Below are 25,860 nucleotides of genomic sequence, written 5' to 3'. Positions count from 1 at the left end.
TTATGTTTTAAGCCCCCTTTTATTTGGCTATGCATCAACTGTTTTTACAATACCCCATAATTCGTTTCCCGTATCCTGAACACTAAGAATTTTTTGAAAAAAGAATTTCCCTTCTACAAACAGCCCGATGAAAAAGATTGCGGCCCTACTTGTCTGCGAATTATTGCAAAACATTACCAGAAATTAATTTCATTAAAAGAAATAAGATTCCTTTCCGAAACCACTAGGGGAGGAAGTAATTTGCTTAAACTAAGTGAAGCTGCAGAAGCCATAGGATTTAAATCATTGGCACTTAAAACCAATTATGAAAAACTAAAGCAAGCTCCATTACCTTTAATAGTCCATTGGAATAAAAGCCATTTTGTAGTGGTTTACAAAATCCAAAAAGATATCGTTTATATATCTGACCCTTCATATGGACTCATAACCTACACTAAAGACGAATTTATATCCCATTGGATCGGCAATAATGCAAACGACCAAACCAAAGAAGGGATAATCTTGTTATTAGAAGTTACTCCAAAGTTTAACAAGCAAAAATGGGAGAGCACGGACAAAACATCTTTTCTGTTCCTTTATAGATATCTATTTAAATATAAAAGCCTAATTCTTCAGTTATGTGTTGGGTTACTTGTAGGAAGTATTCTTCAACTTATAGTGCCATTTTTAACCCAAAGTATTGTTGATATTGGTATACAAAACCAAGATGTTGATTTTATTTACATCATTCTTTTTGCCCAAATAATGCTCTTCATTGGTCGTTCAAGCGTAGACATTTTCCGTAGTTGGATATTGTTGCATTTAAGCACTAGAATCAATATTTCATTGGTATCGGATTTCTTTATAAAACTAATGAACCTACCCATAGCGTATTTTGATACTCGGATGACAGGTGATATTATGCAGCGTATTCAAGATCATAGTAGAATAGAAAACTTACTTACTGGTTCTACTCTGAACACATTATTTTCCATGGCCAATTTATTTGTTTTTGGGGCAGTGCTCATTTACTACAACATTTCCATTTTTTTGATTTTCACCTTTGGAAGTCTCTTATATATAATTTGGATTCTTTTCTTTTTAAAACGCAGGAAAGAATTGGATCATAGGCGCTTTTCACAGCTAAGTCAAGAACAAAGCACAGTCATTGAATTGATCAGTGGTATGCAAGAGATCAAAATGAACAATGCCGAAAAGCAAAAGCGTTGGTCTTGGGAGTTTGTTCAAGCAAGGTTATTTAAGGTTAACATTCAAAACTTAGCCTTAGAGCAAACCCAGGGAGTGGGTTCATCATTTATCAATGAGGCAAAAAATATTTTCATAACGTTCACTTCCGCCATTTTAGTCATTGAAGGTTCTATTACACTGGGGATGATGCTATCCATACAGTACATTATTGGCCAGTTAAATGGCCCCATAACCCAATTGGTTGAATTCATAAGGGCGGCCCAAGATGCCAAAATAAGCTTGGAACGTTTAGGAGAAATACACGATAAGAAAGACGAAGAAAACAAAGAAAAACAACTAATAACGAATATCAACACCAATCAAGACATAGTCTTGAACAAAATATCCTTTAGGTATTTAGGTAATGATGAAAATGTGCTCAAAGAACTTTCTTTAACAATACCTGCAAATAAAACCACTGCCATTGTTGGTGCTAGTGGAAGCGGAAAAACCACATTGCTGAAAGTTTTGCTAAAATTTTATGAACCTAGTAGCGGTAGAATAAAATATGGGGATCATAATCTAGAATCCATCTCACATAAAGCATGGAGATCCAGTTGTGGAGTTGTCATGCAAGAAGGATATATATTTAATGACACCATTGCTTTTAACATTGCCGTAGGGGTCGATACTGTTGATCAAGAAAGACTAATAGAATGCGTAAAACTTGCTAACATCCATGACTTTGTTGAATCATTGCCCCTAGGTTATAATACCAAAATAGGTAATGAAGGCATTGGTATAAGCACCGGTCAAAAACAACGGATTTTTATTGCACGTGCAATGTATAAAAACCCGGATCTTCTATTTTTTGATGAGGCAACATCAGCTCTTGATGCAAAAAACGAGCTGGTCATCATGAAAAACCTAAGTACGTTTTTTAAAAATAAAACGGCCATTATAATTGCCCATAGGCTCAGTACTGTAATGAACGCTGATCAGATAGTTGTATTGGATAGCGGAAAAATTAAAGAAATAGGGAACCATCATCATCTCATTAAAATGAAAGGTATCTACTATAGTTTGGTCAAGAATCAATTAGCGCTTGAAAAACTGCAAACGGAAGGAGAACAAAATGCCTGAAAATAAAAGTCAAACACCAATAAACCTAAGATCTGAAGAGGTTCAGGAAATTCTGACCAATCCGCCATCATGGATTGTTAGATGGGGCATTACCTTAATTTTTTTATTCACATGTATTATTCTAACCCTCTCTTTCCTTATCAAATATCCAGAATACGTTTCTGCAAATGTCATTGTCACCACTAAAAGGCCCACTGAAAAACTCATCGCAAGATATTCTGGGCAAATAGACACTATTTTTATAGAGAACAGAGATACCGTTCAATCCGGTCAAAAACTGGTGATTCTTAAAAATACTTCGAACTATGAAGATGTCTTACTTCTAAAAAGCATTCTGGACACGCTAAATTTTAGTTTAAGTAATTTTTACTTCCCTATGGAAAAAACAACCAATTTAGCACTTGGCGATGTAGAAGTTGCCTACATAAATTTTGAAAAAAGTTATGTTGATTATTCGCTATTGAAAGACCTAGAGCCCTACACTTACAAACTAGAAGGTACTAAGCAATCTTTGGCAGAGGTGAAGATAAGGCTGGTAAACCAAGTTAAACAAAAGCAATTACTTGAAAAAGAGTATGTTCTTTTTCAAACGGATTTTGAGAGACATAAAGAGCTTTTTACAAAGGGGGTCATCTCGCAAAAAGAGTATGAAACCAAAGAACTGGAGTTCATCCAAATGCAAAAAAACATAAGTGCCATGGCCATTACAATTTCTCAAATGCGAGAGGCCATAGCCTCTTCCAACCAAGCATTTAAAAGCACTGAAGTAGATGAAAGGGAGGAAAGTACACGGTATCTAATAAATTTGTCCCAATCATATAATGCACTAAAAAAATCAGTTCGCGATTGGGAACATAATTATACACTTTCCTCATCAATCAATGGTGTTGTAAGCTTTCAACAATTTTGGGGCATCAACCAACAGGTGAATACAGGAGAAGTAGTTTTTTCCATTCTTCCCACAAATGATACCGGTCTTATTGGAAAATCTATCATAACCTCCCAAAATGCAGGAAGGGTAGCCGTAGGGCAAAAAGTCCTTATTAAATTAAATAATTTTCCTTACCAGCAATATGGCATGTTAGTAGGTATTGTTGAAAGCATATCTATCTCACCCAATACAGATGGAAACTACTTTGTATACATTTCTTTGCCAAACAGAATGAAGACTTCTTATGGGCAAAATTTAAAATTTAATCAAGAGCTTATTGGCAATGCAGAAATAATAACAGAAGATGTCAGTATTGCCCAAAAGCTATTCTACAAATTTAACGAAGTATTAAAATATAATTAGAATACGCTAACTATTGTTCTTCTGGAGCCAGTTCCACTTCTAGTCCATCCAAATTGTCCTGCATATGGATTTGGCATCCTAAGCGGCTGTTATCTTCCACAAAAAAAGCTTCTGCTAGCATAGCCTCTTCATCATCTGATTTTTCAGGAAGCAAATGATCAGACTTAATATAACATTGGCACGAAGCACACATGGCCATTCCACCACAAATTCCAATGGTTCCCTCTGGAGCCAATTCATAGGAACGAACAACCTCCATCAAGTTCATGTTCATATCCGTTGGCGCATCAACTTCATGCAATACCCCATCCCGATCTACAATCTTAATTTTTATATCGCTCATACCCTATTTGTCTGCCTCAACGTGCTCAGCATAACATAAAATAAATTATTTCTTAATCAATGGATTTAACTACAGCTTTTGGCGCTTCCTTTTTACTTCCATCAAAACCAGTTACACCACCCACCGTGGTATATTTCATTACATATTTTTTATCTGGGAAAATGCGCTGATATGCACTCTGGCACATTAAGGTGGCTTCATGAAAACCGCATAAAATCAATTTTAATTTTCCTGGATATGTGTTCACATCGCCAATGGCATAGATTCCGGGAATGTTGGTCTGATAGTCCAACGTATTGTCCACTTTTATTGCGTTTTTTTCAATTTCCAAGCCCCAATCTGCTATTGGCCCTAATTTAGGTGAAAGTCCAAAGAGGGGAATGAAATTGTCCACTTCTAAATGGATTTCTTCAGAAGTATCGGTTCTTTTGATGGAAACTCTCTCCAATTTTTCATCACCATGCAATCCTATTACTTCAGATGGTGTAATTAAATTGATTCTTCCTTGATTTTTTAGTTGTTGTACTTTTTCTACAGAGTCCAAAGCTCCACGAAATTCATTTCGTCTATGAACCAAGGTGACTTCCGAAGCTATGTCTGCGAGAAAAATAGACCAATCCAAGGCAGAATCCCCGCCACCAGCTATCAAAACTTTTTTATCTCGGTATACTTCGGGTTCCTTAATCATATAAGCAACTCCTTTATCCTCAAATTTGGGTAAATTTTCCAGTAATGGTTTTCTTGGTTCAAAACTGCCCAAACCTCCGGCAATGGCAATAATGGGTGCCTGATGCTGGGTTCCTTTGTTCGTAGTGACCACAAAAGAGCCATCTCCCAATTTTTTAATCTTCTCCGCGCGTTCTCCCAACGTAAATCCCGGTTGAAATGGTTTTATCTGCTCCATTAAATTATCTACCAGTTCTCCAGCTAAAACTTCTGGAAAACCAGGAATATCATAAATTGGCTTTTTGGGATATATTTCTGCACATTGTCCTCCAGGTTGCGGCAAGGCATCTATTAGATGGCATTTTAATTGTAACAAGCCCGCCTCAAAAACAGCAAAAAGACCCGTAGGGCCAGCTCCAATTATCAGTATATCGGTTTTAATCATTCAGAATCGTTTTTAGATATCTGCGCAACTTAATATTTGTTCTAGGAAGGATTTATGATTTTTGTCAGACTAGCTAACATTGATAACTTCTTCAATCTGGGGAACATACTTTTTAATGGTCATTTCCACTCCACTTTTCAAAGTCATTTGATTTACGCTGCAACCAATACAGTTCCCCTCAAGTTTAACTTTTACAGAACTATCGTTATCTATGGAAATCAATGAAATGTCCCCTCCATCACTTTGTAAGAATGGACGAATTTCATCTAAGGCTTTCTCAACGTTGGTTTTTATCTCTTCTGATGTCATGATCATTTCTTTTTAACCGCGGCACATCCTGCCATTGTGGTAATCTTTATTGCTTCGGTCGGTGGCAAATCTGTATTTCTCCTTACCAACTCTTGAACAACATTTTTAGTAAGTTCTTCAAAAGCCTCTTCTATAGGTGTAGCTGTCTGCATTGCAGCTGGCCTACCTACATCGCCCGCTTCTCGTATGCTCTGTACCAAAGGAATCTCTCCTAAAAACGGCGTATCCAAATCCTCAGCCAAATTTTTGGCACCATCTTTTCCAAAGATATGGTATTTGTTGTTAGGCAGTTCTTCTGGTGTAAAATATGCCATGTTTTCAACAATGCCCAGCACAGGAACACTTATGGCTTCTTGTTGAAACATAGCAACTCCCTTTCTAGCATCTGCCAAGGCAATCTCTTGCGGAGTGCTCACAACTACAGCTCCGGTCACTGGTAATGATTGCATAATGCTTAGATGAATGTCTCCCGTTCCTGGAGGTAAGTCTAACAAAAGAAAGTCAAGTTCTCCCCAATGTGCATCAAAAATCATTTGATTTAAGGCTTTAGAAGCCATAGGACCTCGCCAAATTACCGCTTGGTTAGGTTGTGTAAAAAACCCTATGGACAGTAGTTTAACCCCATAGTTTTCAACAGGTTTCATCTTTGCCTTTCCGTCCACATTGATCGATAGTGGTTTTTCCAAAGCAACATCAAACATTATGGGCATAGATGGCCCGTAAATATCCGTATCTAAAAGCCCTACCTTAAAGCCCATTTTAGCCAAGGTAACTGCCAAGTTGGCCGTAACTGTTGATTTTCCTACGCCGCCTTTACCAGAGGCTACGGCTATGATATTTTGAATGCCAGGTATTGGGTTTCCTTTAATCTGGTTTACTTTAGGTTTTGAAGGTGCATCAACCTTAAGGTTGATTTTGATCTTAGCTTTTTCATAAACCTCTCTATGGATGATCTTTAAGATCTCCACTTCTGTTTTCTTTCTAGCTTGAAGACTAGGGTTCTTTATGGTAACATCTACCTCAACTTCATCTCCAAATACCTGTATGTTGGTAACTGCACCACTTTCTACAATATTTTGGCCTTCGCCTGGGGCTGAAATGTTTTCTAATGCCTTAAGAATGTCTGCTTTGTTCAGCTTCATTAATCCTATTTTAATTGCAGTCGTTTAAACTGATTCTAAATTACAAAGATACAGCTTGGGAGTTAGATATTGAAGTTTGAATATTGAAAATGAAGATGGTGGAATAACAAGAGTTTATGTTACTCCATTTCTGATTTAAATTCCTTTCCTGGGTCCCAAAAGTGCTTTTGAAAATCTACTATTTGGTTATCCCGTACAACTATACCTTCGTTTTCTAGAAGTTGTTGCATAAGGTTTGTTCCATCAAAATGATGTTTTCCCGTAAGCATGCCCATTCTATTTACGACCCGGTGAGCCGGAACATCCTTTGCTGCCGAGTTGTTCATGGCCCAACCCACCATTCGTGCACTGCGGGCTGCCCCCAAGTATTTTGCTATAGCCCCATAGGATGTAACCTTGCCAAATGGGATTTGTTTTGCCACCTCATATACTTTATCAAAAAAGTTGATTTCTTCCATTTATTGGTAGAAAATTTTTATTAACGTAACCATCAATAAAACAAGCATTAGACCGCTCAAAATATAGTTGGAGTTTTTAGAAAAACGATTGGTCTTCCGCTCCATCTTATTAAAATAAAAGGCATATAGATACATCACCAAAAAAGTGCCTAAACCGGCAGCCAAAATGAAAATAACCTCATCAATAACCTCATAATTCATTAATCCCTGAGCATGAAACACCGAATTTAACCCACTGTAATAAGGTATTGTTAAGAGGTTAATGGCAGCTAAAAAAAGTCCCTTGGTGAAGCTGCTGCGTTTCTTTCCCTGCTCAAAGTCAATAGGATGGTCGTCTTGTTTTTTTCCTTTTAAAAAGAAAAAAATCGCCAGAATAGTAAATACGACCAGAGCAATTTGCAAAAGCATCCCGATGACTTCGGGATTTCTTGAAAGATACTTTGCAATTCTTACGGATATGTAGGTTTGAAAAATCACCATTACGGCCACTCCCATGCCAAAAATAATCCCGTTGCTCTTGCCTTTTTCAACACTTGTTTTAGCTGCATTAACATTTAATAAGCCAGGCGGGGCAGAAGCTACAAAGGCTGCCAAAAAAGTAGCGCAAAAAAGAATAAGCAGGTGTGTCATCTAGTTATTAATCCTAAATTGGATATAGGTGATTGGTTTTCCCTTCTCAAGATACTGATTTTCGTAAAAAGTTTGAATTTCTAAAACTTCTTCTGGACTTCCTTCATTTTTATATACATCATGATTGGAATACAAAATTTCACAACCCATCCCTTGCAGAAGACCAAGAGTATATCCATGCATGAATTCACTATCTGTCTTTAAATTGATAATTCCGTCTGGTTTTAAGATGTACTTATATTTCTCAAGGAACACAGGATTGGTCAAACGGTGCTTGGTACGTTTGTACTTTATTTGAGGATCGGGGAACGTAATCCAAATCTCATCTACTTCATTAGGTCCAAAAAGGCAATCTACAAGTTCAATTTGGGCGCGTACAAATGCTACGTTGTTTAGTTGAGTTTCTTGGGCAGATTTTGCACCTTTCCAAAACCTAGCTCCCTTAATATCAATCCCAATAAAATTTTTATCCAAATTCCTCTGTGCGAGACCAACTGTATACTCTCCTTTACCGCAACCCAACTCCAAAACAATGGAATTTTCATTTTTAAAAAAAGATGACCAATTTCCTTTATATTCGAACCCTTCCAAAACCTTTTCTCTCTGGGGCTGAATTACATTTGAAAAAGTTTCGTTCTCCTTAAATCTTTTAAGTTTGTTCTTGCTTCCCACCTAATTTTTCTTAATGTGCAAAAATTTAATGTTTTGGCAAAACTAAGGAAATCCAAAAGCAATTTTGATTTTGTTTTTTTGTTGTTATGCAAAATTCCAAACGCATTTTGGTTGCCCCATTAAATTGGGGATTGGGCCATGCCACAAGATGCATCCCAATTATAAATGCTCTTTTGGCCCACGGTCACCAGCCTTACATAGCATCAGACGGTGTTGCACTTTCTCTTTTAAAAAAAGAATTTCCAGGCCTTCCTTCATTTAAATTGCCTTCTTACAAAATTACTTATGCCAAAAAGGCCAAGAATTTTAAAATTAAGATCCTATGGGATTCTCCTAAAGTATTAAAGGCAATGAACAAGGAGAAAAAAACTATAAAACAGCTGGTCAAGGAACACCAATTAGATGGTATTATTTCTGATAACCGTTTAGGTGTATTTTACAAAAAAGTGCCTTGCGTTTTTATTACGCATCAACTTAACGTTCTTTCAGGGAATACAACATGGATGAGTTCCCAGGCGCATCAAAAAATCATTAAAAAATTTGATGCTTGCTGGGTGCCCGATGTTAAGGAAAAACCCAATCTTACCGGCAAATTGGGGCATTTGAAAAAGTCTAAGATCAACATTAAGTATTTAGGACCCCTAAGTAGGTTTGAAAAAACAACCGCCGAAAAGAAGTATGACTTAATGGTACTGCTTTCTGGACCAGAACCGCAACGCACCATTTTAGAGGAAAAGCTTTTAGAGGAATTACAGCAATACGAAGGAAAAATACTATTTGTAAAAGGCAAAATTGAAAAAAGGCAACACATTAAGCAGCATAAAACACAGAAAGGCTGCATTGCTATATACAATTTTATGCAATCCAAGGAGTTGCAAACTGCTTTGAACCAAAGCGCACAGGTACTTTGCCGTTCAGGGTACACTACTGTAATGGATTTGGCCAAATTGGAAAAAAGGGCATTTTTTATTCCAACACCAGGACAATATGAACAGGAGTATCTTGCAAAACGTTTGCAAAAACAGAATCTAGTTCCCTATAGCAATCAAAGTGATTTTAAGTTTGAGGATTTGCAAAGGATGGAAACCTTTAAAGGGTTAAGGCAATTTGAATCTGATATTGACTACGCTAACTTATTTTCGCTTTTTTCTAAAGTAAACGAAAACTCAGAACCTACATCTTCCTCACTTTCAACATAGATTTTTTCATCATGAGCCTCTATGATGTGTTTTACAATGGAAAGTCCTAGTCCTGAACCTCCCTCTTTTCGACTACCGCTTTGATCTATCCTATAAAAACGTTCAAACAATCTTGGAATATGTTCTTTGGGTATTCCCTCTCCATTGTCCGTAACCCTAATAATAACCTTGTTTTTAATAAGATTCTCGACGCTTACCTCTGTTGTTCCATTTTGATGGCCGTATTTAATGGAATTTACAAGCAAATTGCTGACCACTTGTTGTATTTTCTCTCTATCAGCATTTACATATATTGGGTTAATATATTCCATATCAAAAGTAAGACTGATTTCTTTTTTTGCAGCTCTCATTTCTAAAAGATCAAACACATTTTGAATGAGTTCAATAATGTCAAAATCCTCTCTATCCAACTTAAGGCCTCCTACCTCTAGCTTTGTAATTAGGTCAAGGTCCTTTACAATATAAATCAATCTTTCTACTCCCTTATTGGCTCGCTCTAAGTATTTTTCCCTAATCTTTTTGTCATTCATGGCACCATCTAACAAGGTTAAAATATAACCTTGCACGGTAAAAAGAGGTGTCTTAAGCTCATGGGATACATTTCCTAAGAAGTCTTTTCTGTATTCTTCACGAATTTTTAAGGTATCTATCTCAATCTTCCTGTCCTCAGCAAATTTTTCAATTTCCTGTGTCAAGGTTTTCATATCTGTGGTAACAGGTTTTGACGAGAATGTTGAAGATTCCAATAGCGAGACATCATCATATATCTTTTTAACACGCCTGTAGATGAATCGTTCTACCCTAATCTGGAGTATGGTAAATGAGACAACAAAACAAGCAAGTGCAAACAGAACAATAAACGACCAGTCCATCTGCTCTTTATAAATGAGAAAGGCTGTAAATAATCCTGCAAGAAAAATAGTAATAAGGAGGGATGACCTTATGGCAAACTTATAAGATTTCCTTAATCTAATAGCCATTACAAGACAAACTTATAGCCCACACCTTTTACAGTTTTAAAGTGATCGTCTCCTATTTTTTCACGTAGTTTTCTAATATGGACATCAATGGTCCTACCTCCAACAACCACTTCATTACCCCATACCTTATCTAAAATCACTTCTCTTTTAAATACCTTGTTTGGTTTGGAGGTCAACAATGATAAAAGTTCAAATTCCTTTCTTGGAAGCACAATCTCCTCGCCATTGTTGACAATTTTGTACTCTTCTCTATTAATTACAATGTTGCCGACCTTTACGATATCCTCAACATCGGCCTTTTCTTCTTTTAATCTTCTGAGTAAGGCTTTTACTTTGCTCACCAATACTTTTGGCTTAATAGGTTTGGTGATATAATCATCCGCACCGGCATCAAAACCCGCAACTTGCGAATAGTCTTCCCCACGGGCCGTAAGAAATGTAATAATGGTATTCTCAAGACCAGGAGTGCTCCTAATGATTTCGCATGCTTCTATGCCATCCATTTCTGGCATCATAACATCCAATATAATTAGATGAGGAGTTTTCTTTTTTGCCTTTGCCACGCCTTCCACTCCATTCTTGGCAGTAAAAACTTCGTACCCTTCAGAAGAAAGATTATAGCTTACAATTTCCAGAATATCAGGTTCATCATCAACAAGTAGAATCTTAATGTCCTTTGTTTTCATGGGATGGTATTTTTTGAGTTGATCGCCCAAATGTAAAGATAATACTATAACCTCATCAATGCTTAACATTGATTTAATGTCATAACGTTATTGTAACAGTTTCTCAATAAACACTTAACCCGCCCCTAACATCGCTTTTACACCCTGTATCGTTCTTTGCCTCCAAATTCTAATCCAACAGAATACCATATGAAAACTTATTTAATATTCGTCTTTTCCTTATTCACCCTTGCTAGTATTGCTCAAGAGAACGGCAGTATTGTGGGTAAGTTGACTGATAAAGAACTTAATGATGACCCACTTCCTTTTGCCAACGTTCTAATAAAAGGAACTACAATGGGAACAACTTCGGATTTTGATGGTATATACGAAATTTCCGATGTTGAACCTGGAACGTATACTTTGGTTATAAGTTTTTTAGGATATGAAACGCTTGAGGTTCCCAATGTGTTGGTTGAAGCCGATAAGGTAACGGAGGTAAATACCGGTCTTGGCGCCAGTAGTGTTGGTTTAGATGAGGTGGTAGTAACCACCTCAGCAAGAAAAGATTCAGAAGTAGCTTTGTTGCTTCAACAGAAAAACGCACTTGTAATTCAAGAAGCAATTAGTGCGGAAGCGTTAACACTCAAAGGCATAGACGATGCTGCTGCAGCTGTAGCTCAAATTTCTGGTATTTCCAAACAACAAGGCTCAAGTAATGTTTATGTCCGAGGCCTTGGGGATCGTTACCAAAATACTACAATGAATGGTCTTTCCCTTCCTTCCAATGATGTAAACAAAAAGAATATTAACCTTGATCTTTTCTCTTCTAGCATTATTGAAAATGTTTCCGTAAGCAAAGCGTACAGTCCTACTTTTTATGGAGATTTTGCTGCTGGTAACGTAAATGTTGATTCAAAAGAATATACTGGCGATGGGTATTTTGAAATTTCTCTTGGCTCTGGAATAAACAGCAATGCTTCCGGTGAAGATTTTGTAAGAAGTGAAGGTCCAAGTGATTTCGGGTTTTATAACCGTTATGACAATGATCCGTTCGCAATTGTTCTATCTCATGGTGTTGACCCACAAGAATCATGGCACCCAGTCAATATTTCTGGTGCTATTGAAGGGGGTTACTCTTTTAATTTTAACGATGGTGATTCTAGACTAAGCTTTTTTGGTGCCGCCAGCTTTGGCAATGGTTACGAACTGCGAGAAGGACCTGCAAGGGATTTTACCAATGTATTAAAAGTAGATTTCCCAAATGTACAAGAGTACGCTTATAAGACCACAACTACAGCCTTGGGTAACATCACATACAAAATCAACAATGAAAACAAAGTAAAGTACAGTTCACTCTTCATTAACAGTTCTACTGATGCTGTAGGCTTTTACGGAGTTAATGGATTGGGAACAAATAGAGATGCCATTCTTACCACGGATGAAGGGTTTTATGTAATGAACGTTCAGTTTAACCAAGACATGATTTTTGTGAACCAATTGACAGGTCAGCATGTCTTTAACGAAAAGTTGTCTCTGGATTGGGGTACAGGTTTCAATAAGGTGTTTTCTGATGAACCGGATAGAAAGCGTATCACCTTGGAAAACTACCAATTGTCTTTGGACAATGATGCAAATACCAATCCCGTTTTTTATACAAACATTCCTTTTGACAATCAGAGGTTTTTTCAAAGTATTGAAGATGACGAACTTAACAGCTTCCTCAATTTAGGGTATCAAGTTTCTGAAAAAGTAAAGTTCAATTTTGGATATAACGGTCGTAGAAAAGAAAGAAGATTTAACAGTATTCGATACGGTTATGAAATTCAAGATAGAGACAATACCCCAATAACTGATGTCAACAATTTCAATACAATCTTTGATGTCAATAACATCAATATACCCAATGGCGAGGGATTATGGGATTTATTAGTACTAAATCCCATAAACAATGATATTGGAAATAGAAACAGACCCGGTCTTCCAGAAAACACATATAAGGGTAATCTAAATGTTCATGCAGTTTATGGAACTGCCGAACTTGAATTAAATGAAAAAATTAGTGTTATCCCCGGAATCAGGGTAGAATCCTTTAGCCAAAAAGTAGAGTACGATGTAATTAACATTAGTGCCACAGACCCAGGGTTCAGAGATGTTTATGAAAATATCTTTCTGCCAAGCTTAAATGTTCGCTACGCCATAAATGATGATTCCAACCTTAGATTCGGATTTAGCAAAACAGCTTCTTTTCCAGAATTCAAGGAGGTTGCACCATTTGTTTATGAGTCTGTAACACAGCGTATAGGTGGTAACCCAGATCTATTGGGCGGCTTAGACGGAAATGGACCAACCTATTCAGACATTTTCAACTACGACATAAAATACGAATGGTTTTTAGAGCGTGGTGAAATAATTTCAATAGCTGCCTTTGCAAAAACAATCAAAGATCCAGTAAACCGAGTTGTCGCTGCGGATGCCACTGGAACACAGCGCTATTTTAGAACAGGAGAGCAAGCAGATGTATTTGGCGTTGAATTAGAGATAAGAAAAAACCTATTAATGGATGCAGATGACAATGCCTTGGTATCCGTTGGCCTAAATGCAGCATATACAAATACCGATCAGGATCTTAAGGATATTCCAGGGGGTACTGAAAATACATTTGGAACAACATTTGATCGCACTTCCGAAGAGCTGGAAGGTGCATCCCCTTTTATTATAAATGCAGATGTAAACTACAGCCCTGTATTTGGAAACTACAAACCAAAGGCAACTGTAGCTTTCTCATACTTCTCTGATCGAATTTTCTCATTAGGATCAGGTAGTCTTGGAAACATTGTGGAAAAGGCTGTTCCCACATTGAATTTTGTTTGGAAGAATTCTTTTGGAGAACACTTTGAAGCAAATCTTACAGCCAAAAACATTCTAGATCCAGATATCTCTTTTGTTAGAGAGGGCACTGGAATTGGAGATATTACCATAAGAGAGTATAACCTTGGGGTTAACGTTGGGCTAACCCTCAAATATAAATTTTAATATTTTTTAAACTAAGAACAAATGAAAAACAAGTTTTTATTTTTAGGTATAGCCGCTGCTTTATTCATTGCTTGTGAGAGCGACGATACCTCAGACATCGTTATTAATGATAATAGCATCACAACAACAAACAACAATTCAGGTGGTGAAGAACCACCAGCCGATACTACCGTTAATCTTAACGGATTGTATACCGCAGACCTTACATTAGATTCTGCAATTGATTACGTTGTTACCGGTCCTGTATTAATGGCAAGTGGCACTACTTTAACAATCCCTGCAGGTATGACAGTAAGAGCTGAACCAATTGGTGTTAACGCTTATATTGCCATTCAGCAAGGAGCAAGGATTAACGCTGTAGGTACTTCTAGCAATCCTATTGTGCTTACATCAAATGCTACATCTCCTTCTTCAGGTGACTGGGGAGGATTGGTGCTTTGTGGAAGAGCACCCATTAATTCTACTCCTGATGGATCTGAAGATATAGCAACATCAGAAGTTGGAGCTCTTGCCTTTGGAGGAAACACTCCGACAGATAATTCTGGAAACGTAGAATACGTAAGAATCGAATATGCAGGTGGTGCCATTGATGGAAACGCCGAGCTAAATGGTTTATCCGTTTATGGCGTTGGTAGTGGAACAACTATAGATTTCGTTCAAATTTTTGAAGGGTCTGATGACGGTTTCGAATTCTTTGGGGGAACCGTAAATGCAAGTCACTTAGTTGTTGTCAATGCAGAAGATGATTCCATTGATTGGACTGAAGGATTTATTGGAACGCTTACAGATGTTTATGTTCAACATGGAAATTCACATGATAAAGCTTTCGAGTGCGATGGTTATAATACAGATTTTAGCAATGAAGGTGGCTATTTTTCCGCACCTACTGTTACAAATGTAACTGTTGTTGGCGATGGCACTGATGACGATGATGAGGCCATAAGATTAAGAGCTGGTACTCAAGGTACTTTTACAAATGTTGTTATCAACAACTACGCTGAAGGTTTTGATCTTGATGGTGATGCCGGAGACAATCCAACTGGTCAAGGAGTATTGGATGATTTGCTAAATATTGTTGATGTAACTTTCAACAATGTTACCGTTACTTTGAAAAACGATACTGGTGCCGTATTCAATGAGGCTGATGTAATATCTGGTGTTGGCAACGGTACAGGTACAGATATTGCTACCTGGGGTGCTGGATGGACCGTAGGTATTAACTAAACAAAAAAAGAATTAGATTATAAAAAGCCCCGAAATGCGGGGCTTTTTTTATGCACTTCATCGAAAAACGTGGGTTTTTTCCTAAAGCACTTCTATATCGGCGGTCAAATTTTCTATATTTGTGGCATACCCTTTGTAACCAATACTTTATGAAGCACCTTTACCTCGTCTTCTTCTTTTTTATTTGTTCCCTTGGATTTTCACAAGAATCCCAAGCCGGAGCGGATATAGACGGGTTTAAGTTGTATCCAAATCCAGTTACTCAGGGTAAAATCTATATAGAGACTACCAAAAATGCACCAAAGCAAATCTTAATCTTTGATGTATTGGGAACCCAAGTATTGCAAACGACGATCATAGGCAGAGAATTGAATCTTTCCAGTCTGGACAAGGGTGTATATATTCTAAGGGTTTTTGAAAACAATAGAGTTGCTACCAGAAAGCTAATAATCAAGTAATTTCCCTATTTTGTGCATTTCATCGCCAAAATACCTTCTTTTTCACCTTTACCTACATAATTCTTTGTTTCACAACATTTTGTAGCCCTTTTTAGCAAGTTTGCATACTTTTATATTGCTTATTTCCCAAATCAGCATTTATGAAGAAAATCTACTTTGTTCTCATTATGGCATTACCCCTATTCACTTTCGGTCAAGAGCTGGTCAGTGTAAATACTGAGCAGGCACAAGAACTACAAGGTTTTAAAATGTACCCTAATCCCGTATATGGCGAGGAAGTATATATTACGACTGCTTCCAATGGAAGCAAGCAGATAAAGATTTATGATGTTTTTGGAGATGTTGTACTTACAGATAGAATCTCCACCAACACACTAAACATCTCAAGATTGGTTCCAGGAGTCTACGTACTGCAAGTAACCGAACAGAAAAAAACAATGACTAGAAAACTGGTCATAAAATAGAAAAATGCGCTCAAAAAAAGCCCTTCCCCAGAGAAGGGCTTTTTTATTTTTGGGTACTTTTGTTTCCTAATGGACAGCTCAAAAATTCAACAAATCTTTTCTATATCAACACAAACTGAATTTGAGTCTCTGGCAATTGAAGTCTTTCAGTTTCAGTTTAAAAACAACACTGTATACCAGACATATTGCAAGCACTTAGGAAAATCTCCTTCTACCGTATTCAATAGTTTAGAAATCCCCTTTCTTCCCATAGAGTTCTTCAAAACACACAAAGTAAGTTCGTCAACTAAAAAACCTGAAATTGTTTTTGAAAGTAGTGGAACCACCAAAAGTGCTACCAGCAAACATTTTGTGTCCGATTTGAGCATATATGAACAGAGCTATCTAAAAGGTTTTAATACATTTTACGGCCCTGTAGAGGATTATTGTATAATTGGTTTACTGCCCTCATATTTAGAAAGGAAAGGTTCTTCTCTGGTCTATATGGTAAATGACCTTTTAGACAAATCAAAACATTCTAAAAGCGGTTTTTATTTGCATGATTTAAACAACCTGCATGAAAAACTAGGACAGCTTGAAGAAACAAAAACCAGGACACTATTAATTGGTGTTTCCTTTGCTCTTATGGATTTAGCGGAACAATTTCCCATTAAACTGGAACATGCCATGATTATGGAAACAGGAGGAATGAAAGGCAGACGACAAGAATTGATTAGGGCTGAACTGCATAATATTCTCAAGAATGCTTTTGGGGTATCTAAAGTTCATTCAGAATATGGAATGACGGAGTTATTGTCACAGGCCTATTCCAAAGGTGATGGCCTATTTAAAACCCCACCATGGATGAAAGTGATACCTCGGGATACAGAAGACCCCCTTTCCATTCAACCTTTTGGTAAAACCGGTGGAATAAACATTATTGATTTAGCCAATATAAATTCTTGCTCTTTTATCGCAACGCAAGATTTAGGAAAGGTCTACGAAGACAATACCTTTGAAATCCTTGGACGTTTTGACAATTCTGATATTAGGGGATGCAATTTAATGGCACTCTAGCCTTTTGTGTAGAACAAGGCAATTTCGTCATCAGCAATATTGGGGTTGTCCACAAAGGTCAAAACCATCGTATTCCCTTCAATTCTATAGGTATATTTTCTTCCATCAATATCTAGAACAGTTCCATTATTGGCAAATGAATACGTCCCTGCCTGAGTGATGAAAAAACTGGTGTCCGAATTTTTCACCACAACCTCTTCTTCAATACTATTAAAGGTTAATGTATGACCACTAAAGTCAAAATCTTCTTCAAAGAAGCAAAAACAACTCGCCCTATTTAAAATCCATTCCCCATTAAGGGCAACATCTGAGACGTTGTCATCATCTCCAGAGCAGCTCAAATGAAATAAAACTATGATCGCCAAAAAACCAGCTTTCTTCATTTTCTAAATGATTTAGTACAATTTTTAGACGCGCTAGATGATAAAACGTTGCGCTAATTAGCTTACCACCAATACAAAATAACTTTTCTTACCACGTTGGAGCAACACAAATTTGTTGTTGATTAAATCAGCAGTTGTGATTAGAAAGTCTTCTTTTACCTTTTGCTTGTTTACTGAAATGGAATTCTGTTTCAACTCTCTTCTTGCTTCGCCGTTTGATGCAAGAAAACCTGTTTTTGCTGCCAGAGCCCCAATCATGTCCAGGCCGGCACTTACCTCATCTATTGAAATCTTTGCTTGAGGAACTCCTTCAAAAACATCCAAAAATGTCTTTTCATCAAGTTCCTTTAAATCTTCAGAAGTGGATTTTCCAAAAAGTATATTGCTTGCTTTTATAGCATTTTCCAAATCGGCCTTGGAATGTACCTTCGTGGTTATCTCTTCTGCCAATCGCTTTTGAAGTGCTCTAAGATGAGGTTCATCTTTATGTTTGGCGACCAAATCTTCAATTTCTTCCTTACTTAAAAAAGTAAAAATCTTAATGTATTTCTCTGCATCTCCATCAGAAGTATTCAGCCAATACTGATAAAATTTATATGGCGAGGTCCTTTCGGCATCCAACCAAACATTTCCACCTTCGGTTTTACCAAATTTAGTTCCATCAGCTTTAGTAATCAAAGGGCAGGTAAGGGCAAACCCTTTTCCGCCTCCAATTCTTCTGATAAGTTCCGTACCGGTAGTTATATTTCCCCATTGATCGCTTCCTCCCATTTGGAGGGTGCAATTGTGATTTTGATATAGGTAAAGAAAATCATAACCTTGAACCAATTGATAGGTGAATTCTGTAAAGGACATTCCTTCTTTGGCGTCTGAGGAAAGCCTTTTCTTAACGGAATCCTTTGCCATCATGTAGTTGACGGTAATATGTTTACCAACATCCCTTATAAAATCAAGAAAAGAGAAATCCTTCATCCAGTCATAGTTGTTCACCAAAACGGCTGCATTCTCTTCATCACTTTCAAAATCTAAAAACCTTGCTAATTGGGATTTTAGTGCCTCTTGATTATGGCGAAGTGTTTTTTCATCCAATAAATTACGTTCTGCCGACTTACCCGATGGATCACCAATCATACCCGTTGCGCCACCTACAAGAGCAAAGGGTTTATGACCGGCCAATTGAAAATGTCTCAACATCATTACACTTACCAAATGTCCAATATGCAATGAGTCCGCAGTTGGGTCAATCCCCACATAAGCGGCTTGCATTTCCTCCATAAGGTGTTCCTCTGCACCCGGCATAATATCATGCACCATACCTCTCCACTGTAATTCTTGAACAAAGTTCTTTACCATCATAGTATTTTAGAATAGGTGCAAATATAAAATGAAGTTCTTACATCCTTGAATAAATCCATTGCAAATAGGTACTTTTACTATATGATTTTAGTTACCGGAGGTACTGGTTTGATAGGTTCACACTTGTTATTTCATTTGGTTAAAAATGGAAAAAAAGTCAGGGCCAGTTATAGAAATCAGAACTCCATAAACCGCGTTTCCAAAATTTTCGGGTACTATGTGGACAATCCTTCAGACTTGCTGGAAGAAATAACATGGGTAAAGGCAGATATTACCGATATCACTTCACTACATGAACTATTTCAGGATGTTGAATATGTTTACCATTGCGCTGCCCTGATTTCTTTCGACCCAAATGATTACAATGCATTGGTCAAAACCAATATTGAAGGCACTGCCAATGTTGTCAACATCTGTTTGGAACATAACATCAAAAAACTTTGTTATGTAAGTTCCATTGCCGCAATAGGTTCGAGCACCAAAGCTAAAGAAGTAACAGAGGATAATGAATGGAACGATATGAATGTCTCTGTTTACGGACTAACAAAACATGACGCTGAACTGGAAGTCTGGAGAGGTTCACAGGAAGGACTGGCGGTGGTTATTGTTAATCCTGGGGTGGTTATTGGTCCTGGATTTTGGAAATCTGGAAGCGGCACTTTCTTTACATATGCCTCTAAGGTCAAAAAGTCCTTTCTTCCTGGCGGAACAGGTTTTGTAACTGTTTCTGATGTAACCCATGCCATGGTGAACCTTATGGATTCTGAAGTGGAAAAGGAACGATTTATTCTTGTAAACGAGAATTTATCTTACCAGCAACTATTCCAAAAAATAGCGCCAAAACTTGGTGTTAAAGCACCTACCAAAAAAGTGTCTTTCTTGGCTTTAGAGTTTTTTTGGAGATGGGATTGGCTGCGAAACAAACTATTGGGAAAAAGGAGAAGGCTCACTAAAAATATGACCAAAGGATTGTATAAAGTCGAAAAATACAGCAGTGAAAAAATAAAAAAGACCGTTTCTTTTGAGTTTGAGAACCTAGAAAGTATTATTGATTTTTGTTGTGAAAAATTTAAAAACCAAAAATGAGGTATACTTAATCAATTTTTGGCTTAATCATGGAATCCTTTCGTTTTTCCAGTGCTTTCTTAGCACTATCATTTCTTTTTTTGGTTGCATTTTCCAGTGTGGCCTTTCTTGTATCCAATTTCATTTCCACTTTTTCATATATAGCTTGATACTCCAAAGGTACAGAGGCGTAGTATAAATCACTTTGGGAAAATTGAGCGCTGTCTATCCGATGTTTTTCATAAAGGAAATCCATTACCTTGATCCCTCTGTTTTCGATGATATGGCTAAAAGACGATTTGGTTGAATTCAATATTGCCAAATCATGCAGAATCTCGACCATTTTTTCCTGTGGGATGAGATTTTCCGGTTTCTCGATTATCTTTTTACCACAAGAGAAAAAGAGAGCCAAAAAAAACAACGCAATAACCTTTCTCATTTGCTATCTATTAAATGTAAGTCTCTTGGCTTTTTTCTCAGAGGAAAAACTTCCATTTTCATATCCTAAATGACCATTGATAAATGTACGCACTACTTTTGACTCAAAAGTAGTACCTTCAAATGGAGACCACCCACATTTATAAAGAATATTGGATTTTTTAACCACATTTTGGGAATCTCTATTTACTTGAACCAAATCTGCATAATATCCTTCTCGTATAAAACCTCTCCTATCAATATCAAAAAGTTTTGCCGGATTGTGGCACATTTTTTCCACTAACTTCTCAAAACCAATTTTACCCTCTTTCTCTTTTTGAAGCATGGCCAATAGTGCATGTTGCACTAACGGTCCACCAGAAGGTGCCTTTGTGTATAGATTGTCTTTTTCTTCAATAGTATGTGGTGCGTGGTCTGTTGCTATCACATCTATTCTATCATCCAATAGTGCTTCCCAGAGCTTTTCTCGGTCGGTTGTGGTCTTTACGGCAGGGTTCCATTTGATCAATGTTCCCTTTTCTGCATAATCTTCATCAGAAAACCACAAGTGATGAATACATACTTCTGAGGTAATCTTCTTCTCTTCTAAAGGAATTGCGTTTGTAAACAACTCTGTCTCAATACCTGTAGAGAGGTGAAACACGTGCAATCTAGCACCTGTTTTTTTTGCCAATGCAATGGCCTTGGAAGAAGAAAGATAACAAGCCTCTTCACTCCTGATAATAGGATGCAGTGCTATAGGAATAGCATCACCATATATTTTTTGGTATTTGGCCATATTTGCCCTAATGGTCCCTTCATCTTCACAGTGTGTGGAAATTACCATTTCTGTATTTCTGAAAATATTTTCCAAAACGGCTTCATCATCCACCAACATATTACCAGTTGAAGACCCTAAGAACAATTTCACTCCTGAACAAGCATTTTTATCCAGTCTTTTTAGCTCTTCAAGATTATCATTGGTTCCACCAAAAAGAAAGGAATAATTTGCATAGGCATCTCTTCCAGCAATAGAGAATTTTTCCTCTAGTTTTTCTATGGTGGTGGTCTGCGGGTTGGTATTTGGCTGTTCCATAAAAGTAGTAATGCCTCCAGCAAGGGCAGCTCTACTTTCAGTGGCAATAGTTCCTTTGTGCGTGAGTCCGGGCTCCCTAAAATGTACTTGATCATCGATTACGCCTGGTAACAAATAATCTCCGTTCAAATCGATGACCTCAGCATTGTCAGCTGTAATATTGGCATCAATACGAGCTATAAAATCTCCATCAAGAAGTACATCAGTTTCAAAAATGCTATTCTCATTAACAACTTTGGTGTTTTTTAGTAGGGTTCTTAACATTTTTAAAAATTCTTTTTGAAAAATATACTTCTAAACTTCATAGCAATTACGCCAAAAATGGCTTCTCTAATTATTGACGAATTCATTTTCGATTTTCCATTTACCCTATCCGTGAAAATGATGGAAACTTCTTCAATTTTGTACTTTTTGAGGTACGCTCTATACTTCATTTCAATTTGAAATGCATAGCCAATAAATCTAACTGCATCCAAATTTATATTTTCCAAAACTTCCTTTTTATAGCAAACAAAACCAGCCGTTGGATCATGAACCTGCATCCCTGTAATAATCTTTACATAAAACGATGCGCCATAAGACAGTAGTATTCTGTAAAGAGGCCAGTTTACTACGTTTACCCCTTTTTTATACCTAGAGCCAACTGCCACATCTGCTCCATTTAAACAAGCCCTGTGCAATCGGGACAAATCTGCTGGACGATGAGAAAAATCAGCATCCATTTCAAATATATAATCGTAGTTCCTTTCTAGAGCCCATTTAAATCCGTGAATGTAAGCAGTTCCCAAACCTGATTTTTCCTTGCGCACCTCAAGGAAAAGACGTTCAGGAAATTGTTCTTGCAGTTTCTTAACGTTTTGAGCTGTGCCATCGGGTGAATTATCATCGACCACAAGAACATGAAAATCTTTCTTTAGGTCGAAAACAGTTTTTATTATAGCTTCAATGTTTTCAATTTCATTGAAGGTCGGTATTATAACTAAACCGTCTGCCATTCACATAAGATTAGACCGCAAAAATAACGTTTTATAATTTGCGTTTACAAGTTGTGGTGTGTATTACTAGCTATCTTGTTGATCAATATTTGTAACTTTGAACCATCTAAACTCCATTTAATGTTTCAAAAGTTTCCCAGGCTTTTTCTTATTCTTCTGGCAGTTCTTTTTGTTCTTAACCTTATCCAAAGTTATTTTACGGAACTTATTTATGATGAGGCGTACTATTGGTATTATGCACAGAACTTGGATTGGGGCTATTTTGACCATCCACCAATGGTCGCTTTTTTAATTAAGCTAAGTAGTTTTTTGTTTGATGGAGAGTTGGGGGTTCGTTTTATGAGTTGTGTGCTTTCTGTTGGCACCTATTTAATTCTATGGGAGTTAATAGACAATCCTAAGAAGAAAGAGTATGTAAGCCACTTCTTTCTTCTTCTATTTTCAATGACCCTAATGAATGCATATGGGTTCTTGACGCTTCCGGATACTCCCTTGCTGTTCTTTACAGCTCTATTTTTACTGCTTTACAAATGGTTTCTGAACAAGCCCTCTATTTGGGTATCAGTTTTTATGGGAATGGTAATGGCAGCTTTGATGTACAGTAAATATCATGCGGTCTTGGTGATTTTGTTCGTATTTCTCTCCAATTTAAAACTAATCAAAGACAAACATGCATGGCTAGCTGTTGCTGTGGCATTGGTTTGTTATGGCCCGCACTTTTTATGGCTTTATCAAAATGACTTTGTATCCATTAAGTACCATCTTTACGAACGCCCCAATCAGGCATATTCGTTTACCAAGTTCACCTTGGGCTATTTTGTAAATCTTGTTGCCATTTTTGGTCTGCTTTTTTATTGGGTATACCTATCGTTGATCAAAGCCAGATCCATTAATAAATTCACCAAAGCCCTTCTATATCTCACCTACGGAGTCATAATTTTCTTTTTCATCTCTAGTTTCAATAGAAGAGTACAAACGCAATGGATCATCATTATCTCTATTCCCATGGCTGTTCTAGCTTTTAACCATCTTATTGAAAATGCCAAGAGCAGAAAATGGATGTACGGCATTGGTATTGTTAGTATGGTGATTCTCCTCTATGCTAGGGTTTGGTTGGTGCATGCAGATTTGTTGCCCCTACTTTTTGAAACGCATGGCAATAAGCAATGGGTATCTGAACTAAATTCAAAAGCAGGAGATGTTCCAATAGTATTTGAAAATTCATATCGCAGTGCCCCCATGTATGAGTTTTACTCGGGCAACCCAGCATTTTCCCTTAACAATCATATGTACAGAAAAAACCAGTATTCCATTGATGATTCTGAAGAAAGGGTTAGAAATGAAAGAATTCTGTATGTTTCAAAATACAGAACAAGTGGCGATATTACCTATTCATATCCTGACGGTACGCTGTTCTATGGGGTTTTCATGAATGACTTTCAGTCTTATCGTAAATTGCAATGTATTGTTGAAGAGCCTCATGAAAAATCTCCATATGTATTAAAAGTTTACAACGCATATGAATTTGATATTCCGCTTGAAAACCTTAAATATACGGTGGCCTATTCCAACAAGTACAAACAGGTCAAAGAATTGGCTCCTTTGCAGGTCAATGGCCTGAAAAACAATGAAACGGTTCTAAAATCCAAGGACACAGTATTTTTCCACTTTGAACTGCCTAAGACCAAAATGGAAAATCCTGGGTATTTTAGAGTAGGTATAGCCGAAAATGACCTCTTGCCCGGACTAAATGGTAAACCTATAAAACTAGAAGAATGAACCCCGTTTATAAAACTATTGAATCCATAGATTGGATAACGCTTGTTCTGTTTTTTAGTATGGTTGTGCTCGCTCTGGGAAAGTATCTTTTCAAAAATAAATTCTTGAACTTCATGATATTGCCCTTTAACAACAGGTACGTTGTGCTTTATAACAAAAAGGGACGTCTTCTCAGCTGGTTTCATATTTTATTGACCATATTCCAGCTGATCAACTTCTCGTTGTTCCTATTTTTGATTCTGAAAGTGTTTTTTACATTGCCGAGCGAAAATAATCCGACCTCTTTCTTTTTATTGATAGCGGGGTTGCTTCTGTTTCAAATTGTAAAAATGCTACTTCAATTTGCACAAGGGTTTGTTTTTAATACCCAAGGGTTGATTTCCGAATTATTGTTTAACAAAATATCCTACCTCAACTATAGTAGTTTGGTAATGTTCATCAGCAACATTGTTCTTATTTATATTCTAAAGGACTCGAAGATTGTAATTTCTTCCGCTATCATCTTAATTATTTCCATTAATGTCATTGGACTGACAAGGCTATTGAAGAACCATCAAAAAGCTATAATTCCCTATTTTTTCTATTTTATTTTGTACCTTTGCGCACTCGAAATTGCACCCTTAGTGTTAGTTGGAAGCTATCTAAAAGATTGAAAGCTTATGAAAGTAAAAACAATTTTGGTTTCTCAACCAGAACCCAAAATAGAAAATTCTCCTTACTCGCGATTGATTGAAAAAGAAAAAGTAAAGGTGGATTTTAGACCTTTTATTCATGTAGAGGGAGTAGAAGCAAAAACTGTAAGGCAGCAAAAAATTGATTTAAACAATTTTACCGCTATCATTCTTACAAGCAGAAACTCTGTAGATCACTTCTTTAGGATTGCAGAAGAAATGCGTTTTAAAGTGCCAGACAGCATGAAGTATTTTTGCCAATCTGAAGCGGTTGCTTATTATTTGCAAAAATATGTGGTTTATAGAAAACGTAAAATTTATGTAGGAAAACGAATGTTCAATGAACTGGTTCCCCTCATAAAAAAATATAAGGATGAAAAATTCTTATTACCATCGTCTGATACGCTCAAAGTTACAGTTCCGCAAATTTTGGATGAACTTAAAGTAGATTGGAAGCGAGGCATTTTTTACAAAACGGTTATTAGCGACCTATCTGATCTTAGAGAAGTAACCTATGACGTTTTAGTATTCTTTAGTCCTTCGGGAATTGAATCCTTGCTAAAAAACTTTCCAGATTTTGAACAAAATGGGACCCGTATAGCTGTGTTTGGAAATAGCACTGTAAAGGCTGCGGCAGATGCTGGACTTCGTATTGATATACAAGCTCCCACTCCTGAGACACCATCTATGACAATGGCTCTTCAGAAATACATAACCAGTGTAAACAAATAAGTTGGTTGTTATCCA

At 37.0% G+C, this 25,860-nt stretch carries 26 protein-coding genes; 12 read left to right on the top strand and 14 right to left on the bottom strand.

Annotation, left to right across the window (positions count from 1 at the left end; translation table 11 throughout):
- Nucleotides 1-93 precede the first annotated feature (93 nt).
- Together DKG77_RS05315 and DKG77_RS05310 are read left to right on the top strand one after the other, a co-directional pair.
- Nucleotides 94-2,310, top strand: coding sequence for a peptidase domain-containing ABC transporter (locus DKG77_RS05315; RefSeq protein ID WP_109660887.1), 2,217 nt, complete (start codon nt 94-96; stop codon nt 2,308-2,310).
- Complete coding sequence (locus DKG77_RS05310) at nt 2,303-3,604, top strand: HlyD family secretion protein (protein WP_109660885.1); 1,302 nt, start codon at nt 2,303-2,305, stop codon at nt 3,602-3,604. The genes DKG77_RS05315 and DKG77_RS05310 overlap by 8 nt, the downstream gene beginning before the upstream one ends.
- 10 nt (nt 3,605-3,614) lie before the next feature.
- Here DKG77_RS05310 and DKG77_RS05305 read toward each other — a convergent pair whose 3' ends face one another.
- The 7 genes from DKG77_RS05305 to trmB all read right to left on the bottom strand — a co-directional run bounded on the left by DKG77_RS05305 (nt 3,615) and on the right by trmB (nt 8,269).
- A complete protein-coding gene (locus DKG77_RS05305; RefSeq protein WP_109660883.1) occupies nt 3,615-3,947 on the bottom strand; it encodes a 2Fe-2S iron-sulfur cluster-binding protein in 333 nt (110 codons plus the stop codon).
- Between the two features lie 52 nt (nt 3,948-3,999).
- Entirely contained in the window at nt 4,000-5,058 is a 1,059-nt protein-coding gene (locus DKG77_RS05300) for an NAD(P)/FAD-dependent oxidoreductase (protein WP_109660881.1), read from the bottom strand.
- A 69-nt stretch (nt 5,059-5,127) separates the two neighbouring features.
- Entirely contained in the window at nt 5,128-5,367 is a 240-nt protein-coding gene (locus DKG77_RS05295; RefSeq protein WP_055397955.1) for a NifU family protein, read from the bottom strand.
- 2 nt (nt 5,368-5,369) lie between these two features.
- Entirely contained in the window at nt 5,370-6,509 is a 1,140-nt protein-coding gene (locus DKG77_RS05290; protein ID WP_109660879.1) for an Mrp/NBP35 family ATP-binding protein, read from the bottom strand.
- A 119-nt stretch (nt 6,510-6,628) separates the two neighbouring features.
- A complete protein-coding gene (locus DKG77_RS05285) occupies nt 6,629-6,967 on the bottom strand; it encodes an MGMT family protein (protein ID WP_109660877.1) in 339 nt (112 codons plus the stop codon).
- Entirely contained in the window at nt 6,968-7,597 is a 630-nt protein-coding gene (locus DKG77_RS05280) for a LysE family transporter (RefSeq protein WP_109660875.1), read from the bottom strand.
- A complete protein-coding gene (gene trmB, locus DKG77_RS05275; RefSeq protein WP_109660873.1) occupies nt 7,598-8,269 on the bottom strand; it encodes a tRNA (guanosine(46)-N7)-methyltransferase TrmB in 672 nt (223 codons plus the stop codon). It lies immediately after the preceding gene.
- 86 nt (nt 8,270-8,355) lie between these two features.
- On the opposite strand from trmB, the gene DKG77_RS05270 reads away from it, so the two are divergent.
- Nucleotides 8,356-9,468, top strand: coding sequence for a glycosyltransferase (locus DKG77_RS05270; RefSeq protein ID WP_109660871.1), 1,113 nt, complete (start codon nt 8,356-8,358; stop codon nt 9,466-9,468).
- Here DKG77_RS05270 and DKG77_RS05265 read toward each other — a convergent pair.
- On the bottom strand, nt 9,393-10,448 hold the full coding sequence (locus DKG77_RS05265; RefSeq protein WP_109660869.1) for a sensor histidine kinase: 1,056 nt from the start codon (nt 10,446-10,448) through the stop codon (nt 9,393-9,395). The genes DKG77_RS05270 and DKG77_RS05265 overlap by 76 nt on opposite strands.
- Nucleotides 10,448-11,134: a response regulator transcription factor gene (locus tag DKG77_RS05260; protein ID WP_109661455.1), complete on the bottom strand. Its 687-nt coding sequence runs from the start codon at nt 11,132-11,134 to the stop codon at nt 10,448-10,450. The genes DKG77_RS05265 and DKG77_RS05260 overlap by 1 nt, the downstream gene beginning before the upstream one ends.
- Nucleotides 11,135-11,323: 189 nt before the next feature.
- Here DKG77_RS05260 and DKG77_RS05255 point away from each other — a divergent pair, with 189 nt between their 5' ends.
- The 5 genes from DKG77_RS05255 (at nt 11,324) to DKG77_RS05235 (ending at nt 17,351) form a co-directional block, all read left to right on the top strand.
- The gene (locus tag DKG77_RS05255; RefSeq protein ID WP_109660867.1) at nt 11,324-14,149 is read left to right on the top strand and encodes a TonB-dependent receptor; all 2,826 of its coding nucleotides are present in this window, start codon (nt 11,324-11,326) and stop codon (nt 14,147-14,149) included.
- Between the two features lie 21 nt (nt 14,150-14,170).
- Complete coding sequence (locus DKG77_RS05250; RefSeq protein WP_109660865.1) at nt 14,171-15,373, top strand: multidrug transporter; 1,203 nt, start codon at nt 14,171-14,173, stop codon at nt 15,371-15,373.
- Nucleotides 15,374-15,522: 149 nt separating this feature from the next.
- On the top strand, nt 15,523-15,831 hold the full coding sequence (locus DKG77_RS05245) for a T9SS type A sorting domain-containing protein (RefSeq protein WP_109660864.1): 309 nt from the start codon (nt 15,523-15,525) through the stop codon (nt 15,829-15,831).
- A 140-nt stretch (nt 15,832-15,971) separates the two neighbouring features.
- Complete coding sequence (locus DKG77_RS05240) at nt 15,972-16,295, top strand: T9SS type A sorting domain-containing protein (RefSeq protein WP_109660862.1); 324 nt, start codon at nt 15,972-15,974, stop codon at nt 16,293-16,295.
- Between the two features lie 69 nt (nt 16,296-16,364).
- Complete coding sequence (locus tag DKG77_RS05235) at nt 16,365-17,351, top strand: acyl transferase (protein WP_109660860.1); 987 nt, start codon at nt 16,365-16,367, stop codon at nt 17,349-17,351.
- On the opposite strand, the gene DKG77_RS05230 is transcribed toward DKG77_RS05235, so the two are convergent.
- Both DKG77_RS05230 and tyrS read right to left on the bottom strand, forming a co-directional pair.
- Nucleotides 17,348-17,734 carry a hypothetical protein gene (locus DKG77_RS05230; RefSeq protein ID WP_109660858.1) on the bottom strand — a complete coding sequence of 129 codons (387 nt, stop codon included), beginning with the start codon at nt 17,732-17,734 and terminating at the stop codon, nt 17,348-17,350. The two genes, DKG77_RS05235 and DKG77_RS05230, sit on opposite strands and share 4 nt — an antisense overlap.
- Nucleotides 17,735-17,791: 57 nt before the next feature.
- Entirely contained in the window at nt 17,792-19,087 is a 1,296-nt protein-coding gene (gene tyrS, locus DKG77_RS05225; RefSeq protein ID WP_109661453.1) for a tyrosine--tRNA ligase, read from the bottom strand.
- 84 nt (nt 19,088-19,171) lie between these two features.
- Here tyrS and DKG77_RS05220 point away from each other — a divergent pair, with 84 nt between their 5' ends.
- Nucleotides 19,172-20,176 (top strand): NAD-dependent epimerase/dehydratase family protein, encoded by a 1,005-nt coding sequence (locus tag DKG77_RS05220; protein WP_109660856.1) that lies wholly within the window; start codon nt 19,172-19,174, stop codon nt 20,174-20,176.
- Between the two features lie 7 nt (nt 20,177-20,183).
- Here the strand turns inward: DKG77_RS05220 and DKG77_RS05215 are convergent, their stop codons facing one another.
- The 3 genes from DKG77_RS05215 to DKG77_RS05205 are packed head-to-tail and all read right to left on the bottom strand — an operon-like array spanning nt 20,184 to nt 22,663.
- Nucleotides 20,184-20,594 carry a DUF4296 domain-containing protein gene (locus tag DKG77_RS05215; protein WP_109660854.1) on the bottom strand — a complete coding sequence of 137 codons (411 nt, stop codon included), beginning with the start codon at nt 20,592-20,594 and terminating at the stop codon, nt 20,184-20,186.
- 3 nt (nt 20,595-20,597) lie between these two features.
- Complete coding sequence (locus DKG77_RS05210) at nt 20,598-21,932, bottom strand: dihydroorotase (RefSeq protein ID WP_109660853.1); 1,335 nt, start codon at nt 21,930-21,932, stop codon at nt 20,598-20,600.
- A gap of 2 nt (nt 21,933-21,934) precedes the next feature.
- On the bottom strand, nt 21,935-22,663 hold the full coding sequence (locus DKG77_RS05205; RefSeq protein ID WP_109660851.1) for a polyprenol monophosphomannose synthase: 729 nt from the start codon (nt 22,661-22,663) through the stop codon (nt 21,935-21,937).
- A gap of 120 nt (nt 22,664-22,783) precedes the next feature.
- Here DKG77_RS05205 and DKG77_RS05200 point away from each other — a divergent pair, with 120 nt between their 5' ends.
- Genes DKG77_RS05200 through DKG77_RS05190 form a run of 3 tightly spaced genes read left to right on the top strand, consistent with a single transcriptional unit; the run spans nt 22,784 to nt 25,845 of the window.
- Complete coding sequence (locus DKG77_RS05200) at nt 22,784-24,442, top strand: ArnT family glycosyltransferase (protein ID WP_109660849.1); 1,659 nt, start codon at nt 22,784-22,786, stop codon at nt 24,440-24,442.
- Entirely contained in the window at nt 24,439-25,095 is a 657-nt protein-coding gene (locus DKG77_RS05195; RefSeq protein WP_109660847.1) for a DUF4271 domain-containing protein, read from the top strand. The genes DKG77_RS05200 and DKG77_RS05195 overlap by 4 nt, the downstream gene beginning before the upstream one ends.
- A 6-nt stretch (nt 25,096-25,101) precedes the next feature.
- The gene (locus DKG77_RS05190) at nt 25,102-25,845 is read left to right on the top strand and encodes a uroporphyrinogen-III synthase (protein ID WP_109660846.1); all 744 of its coding nucleotides are present in this window, start codon (nt 25,102-25,104) and stop codon (nt 25,843-25,845) included.
- Nucleotides 25,846-25,860 lie beyond the last annotated feature (15 nt).

Origin of the sequence: Flagellimonas aquimarina (assembly GCF_003149745.1) — a bacterium.
Taxonomy (GTDB): domain Bacteria; phylum Bacteroidota; class Bacteroidia; order Flavobacteriales; family Flavobacteriaceae; genus Flagellimonas; species Flagellimonas aquimarina.
Note: the sequence above shows the minus strand (reverse complement) of the source record. Positions and strands in the feature narration are given on the sequence as shown.

Excerpts from the sequence above, each read along its gene's own strand:
- DKG77_RS05310 (WP_109660885.1), top strand. The coding sequence starts at position 2,303 with ATGCCTGAAAATAAAAGTCAAACACCAATAAACCTAAGATCTGAAGAG.
- DKG77_RS05305 (WP_109660883.1), bottom strand. The coding sequence starts at position 3,947 with ATGAGCGATATAAAAATTAAGATTGTAGATCGGGATGGGGTATTGCAT.
- DKG77_RS05300 (WP_109660881.1), bottom strand. The coding sequence starts at position 5,058 with ATGATTAAAACCGATATACTGATAATTGGAGCTGGCCCTACGGGTCTT.
- DKG77_RS05295 (WP_055397955.1), bottom strand. The coding sequence starts at position 5,367 with ATGACATCAGAAGAGATAAAAACCAACGTTGAGAAAGCCTTAGATGAA.
- DKG77_RS05290 (WP_109660879.1), bottom strand. The coding sequence starts at position 6,509 with ATGAAGCTGAACAAAGCAGACATTCTTAAGGCATTAGAAAACATTTCA.
- DKG77_RS05285 (WP_109660877.1), bottom strand. The coding sequence starts at position 6,967 with ATGGAAGAAATCAACTTTTTTGATAAAGTATATGAGGTGGCAAAACAA.
- DKG77_RS05280 (WP_109660875.1), bottom strand. The coding sequence starts at position 7,597 with ATGACACACCTGCTTATTCTTTTTTGCGCTACTTTTTTGGCAGCCTTT.
- DKG77_RS05270 (WP_109660871.1), top strand. The coding sequence starts at position 8,356 with ATGCAAAATTCCAAACGCATTTTGGTTGCCCCATTAAATTGGGGATTG.
- DKG77_RS05265 (WP_109660869.1), bottom strand. The coding sequence starts at position 10,448 with ATGGCTATTAGATTAAGGAAATCTTATAAGTTTGCCATAAGGTCATCC.
- DKG77_RS05260 (WP_109661455.1), bottom strand. The coding sequence starts at position 11,134 with ATGAAAACAAAGGACATTAAGATTCTACTTGTTGATGATGAACCTGAT.
- DKG77_RS05255 (WP_109660867.1), top strand. The coding sequence starts at position 11,324 with ATGAAAACTTATTTAATATTCGTCTTTTCCTTATTCACCCTTGCTAGT.
- DKG77_RS05250 (WP_109660865.1), top strand. The coding sequence starts at position 14,171 with ATGAAAAACAAGTTTTTATTTTTAGGTATAGCCGCTGCTTTATTCATT.
- DKG77_RS05245 (WP_109660864.1), top strand. The coding sequence starts at position 15,523 with ATGAAGCACCTTTACCTCGTCTTCTTCTTTTTTATTTGTTCCCTTGGA.
- DKG77_RS05240 (WP_109660862.1), top strand. The coding sequence starts at position 15,972 with ATGAAGAAAATCTACTTTGTTCTCATTATGGCATTACCCCTATTCACT.
- DKG77_RS05235 (WP_109660860.1), top strand. The coding sequence starts at position 16,365 with ATGGACAGCTCAAAAATTCAACAAATCTTTTCTATATCAACACAAACT.
- DKG77_RS05230 (WP_109660858.1), bottom strand. The coding sequence starts at position 17,734 with ATGAAGAAAGCTGGTTTTTTGGCGATCATAGTTTTATTTCATTTGAGC.
- tyrS (WP_109661453.1), bottom strand. The coding sequence starts at position 19,087 with ATGGTAAAGAACTTTGTTCAAGAATTACAGTGGAGAGGTATGGTGCAT.
- DKG77_RS05220 (WP_109660856.1), top strand. The coding sequence starts at position 19,172 with ATGATTTTAGTTACCGGAGGTACTGGTTTGATAGGTTCACACTTGTTA.
- DKG77_RS05215 (WP_109660854.1), bottom strand. The coding sequence starts at position 20,594 with ATGAGAAAGGTTATTGCGTTGTTTTTTTTGGCTCTCTTTTTCTCTTGT.
- DKG77_RS05210 (WP_109660853.1), bottom strand. The coding sequence starts at position 21,932 with ATGTTAAGAACCCTACTAAAAAACACCAAAGTTGTTAATGAGAATAGC.
- DKG77_RS05205 (WP_109660851.1), bottom strand. The coding sequence starts at position 22,663 with ATGGCAGACGGTTTAGTTATAATACCGACCTTCAATGAAATTGAAAAC.
- DKG77_RS05200 (WP_109660849.1), top strand. The coding sequence starts at position 22,784 with ATGTTTCAAAAGTTTCCCAGGCTTTTTCTTATTCTTCTGGCAGTTCTT.
- DKG77_RS05195 (WP_109660847.1), top strand. The coding sequence starts at position 24,439 with ATGAACCCCGTTTATAAAACTATTGAATCCATAGATTGGATAACGCTT.
- DKG77_RS05190 (WP_109660846.1), top strand. The coding sequence starts at position 25,102 with ATGAAAGTAAAAACAATTTTGGTTTCTCAACCAGAACCCAAAATAGAA.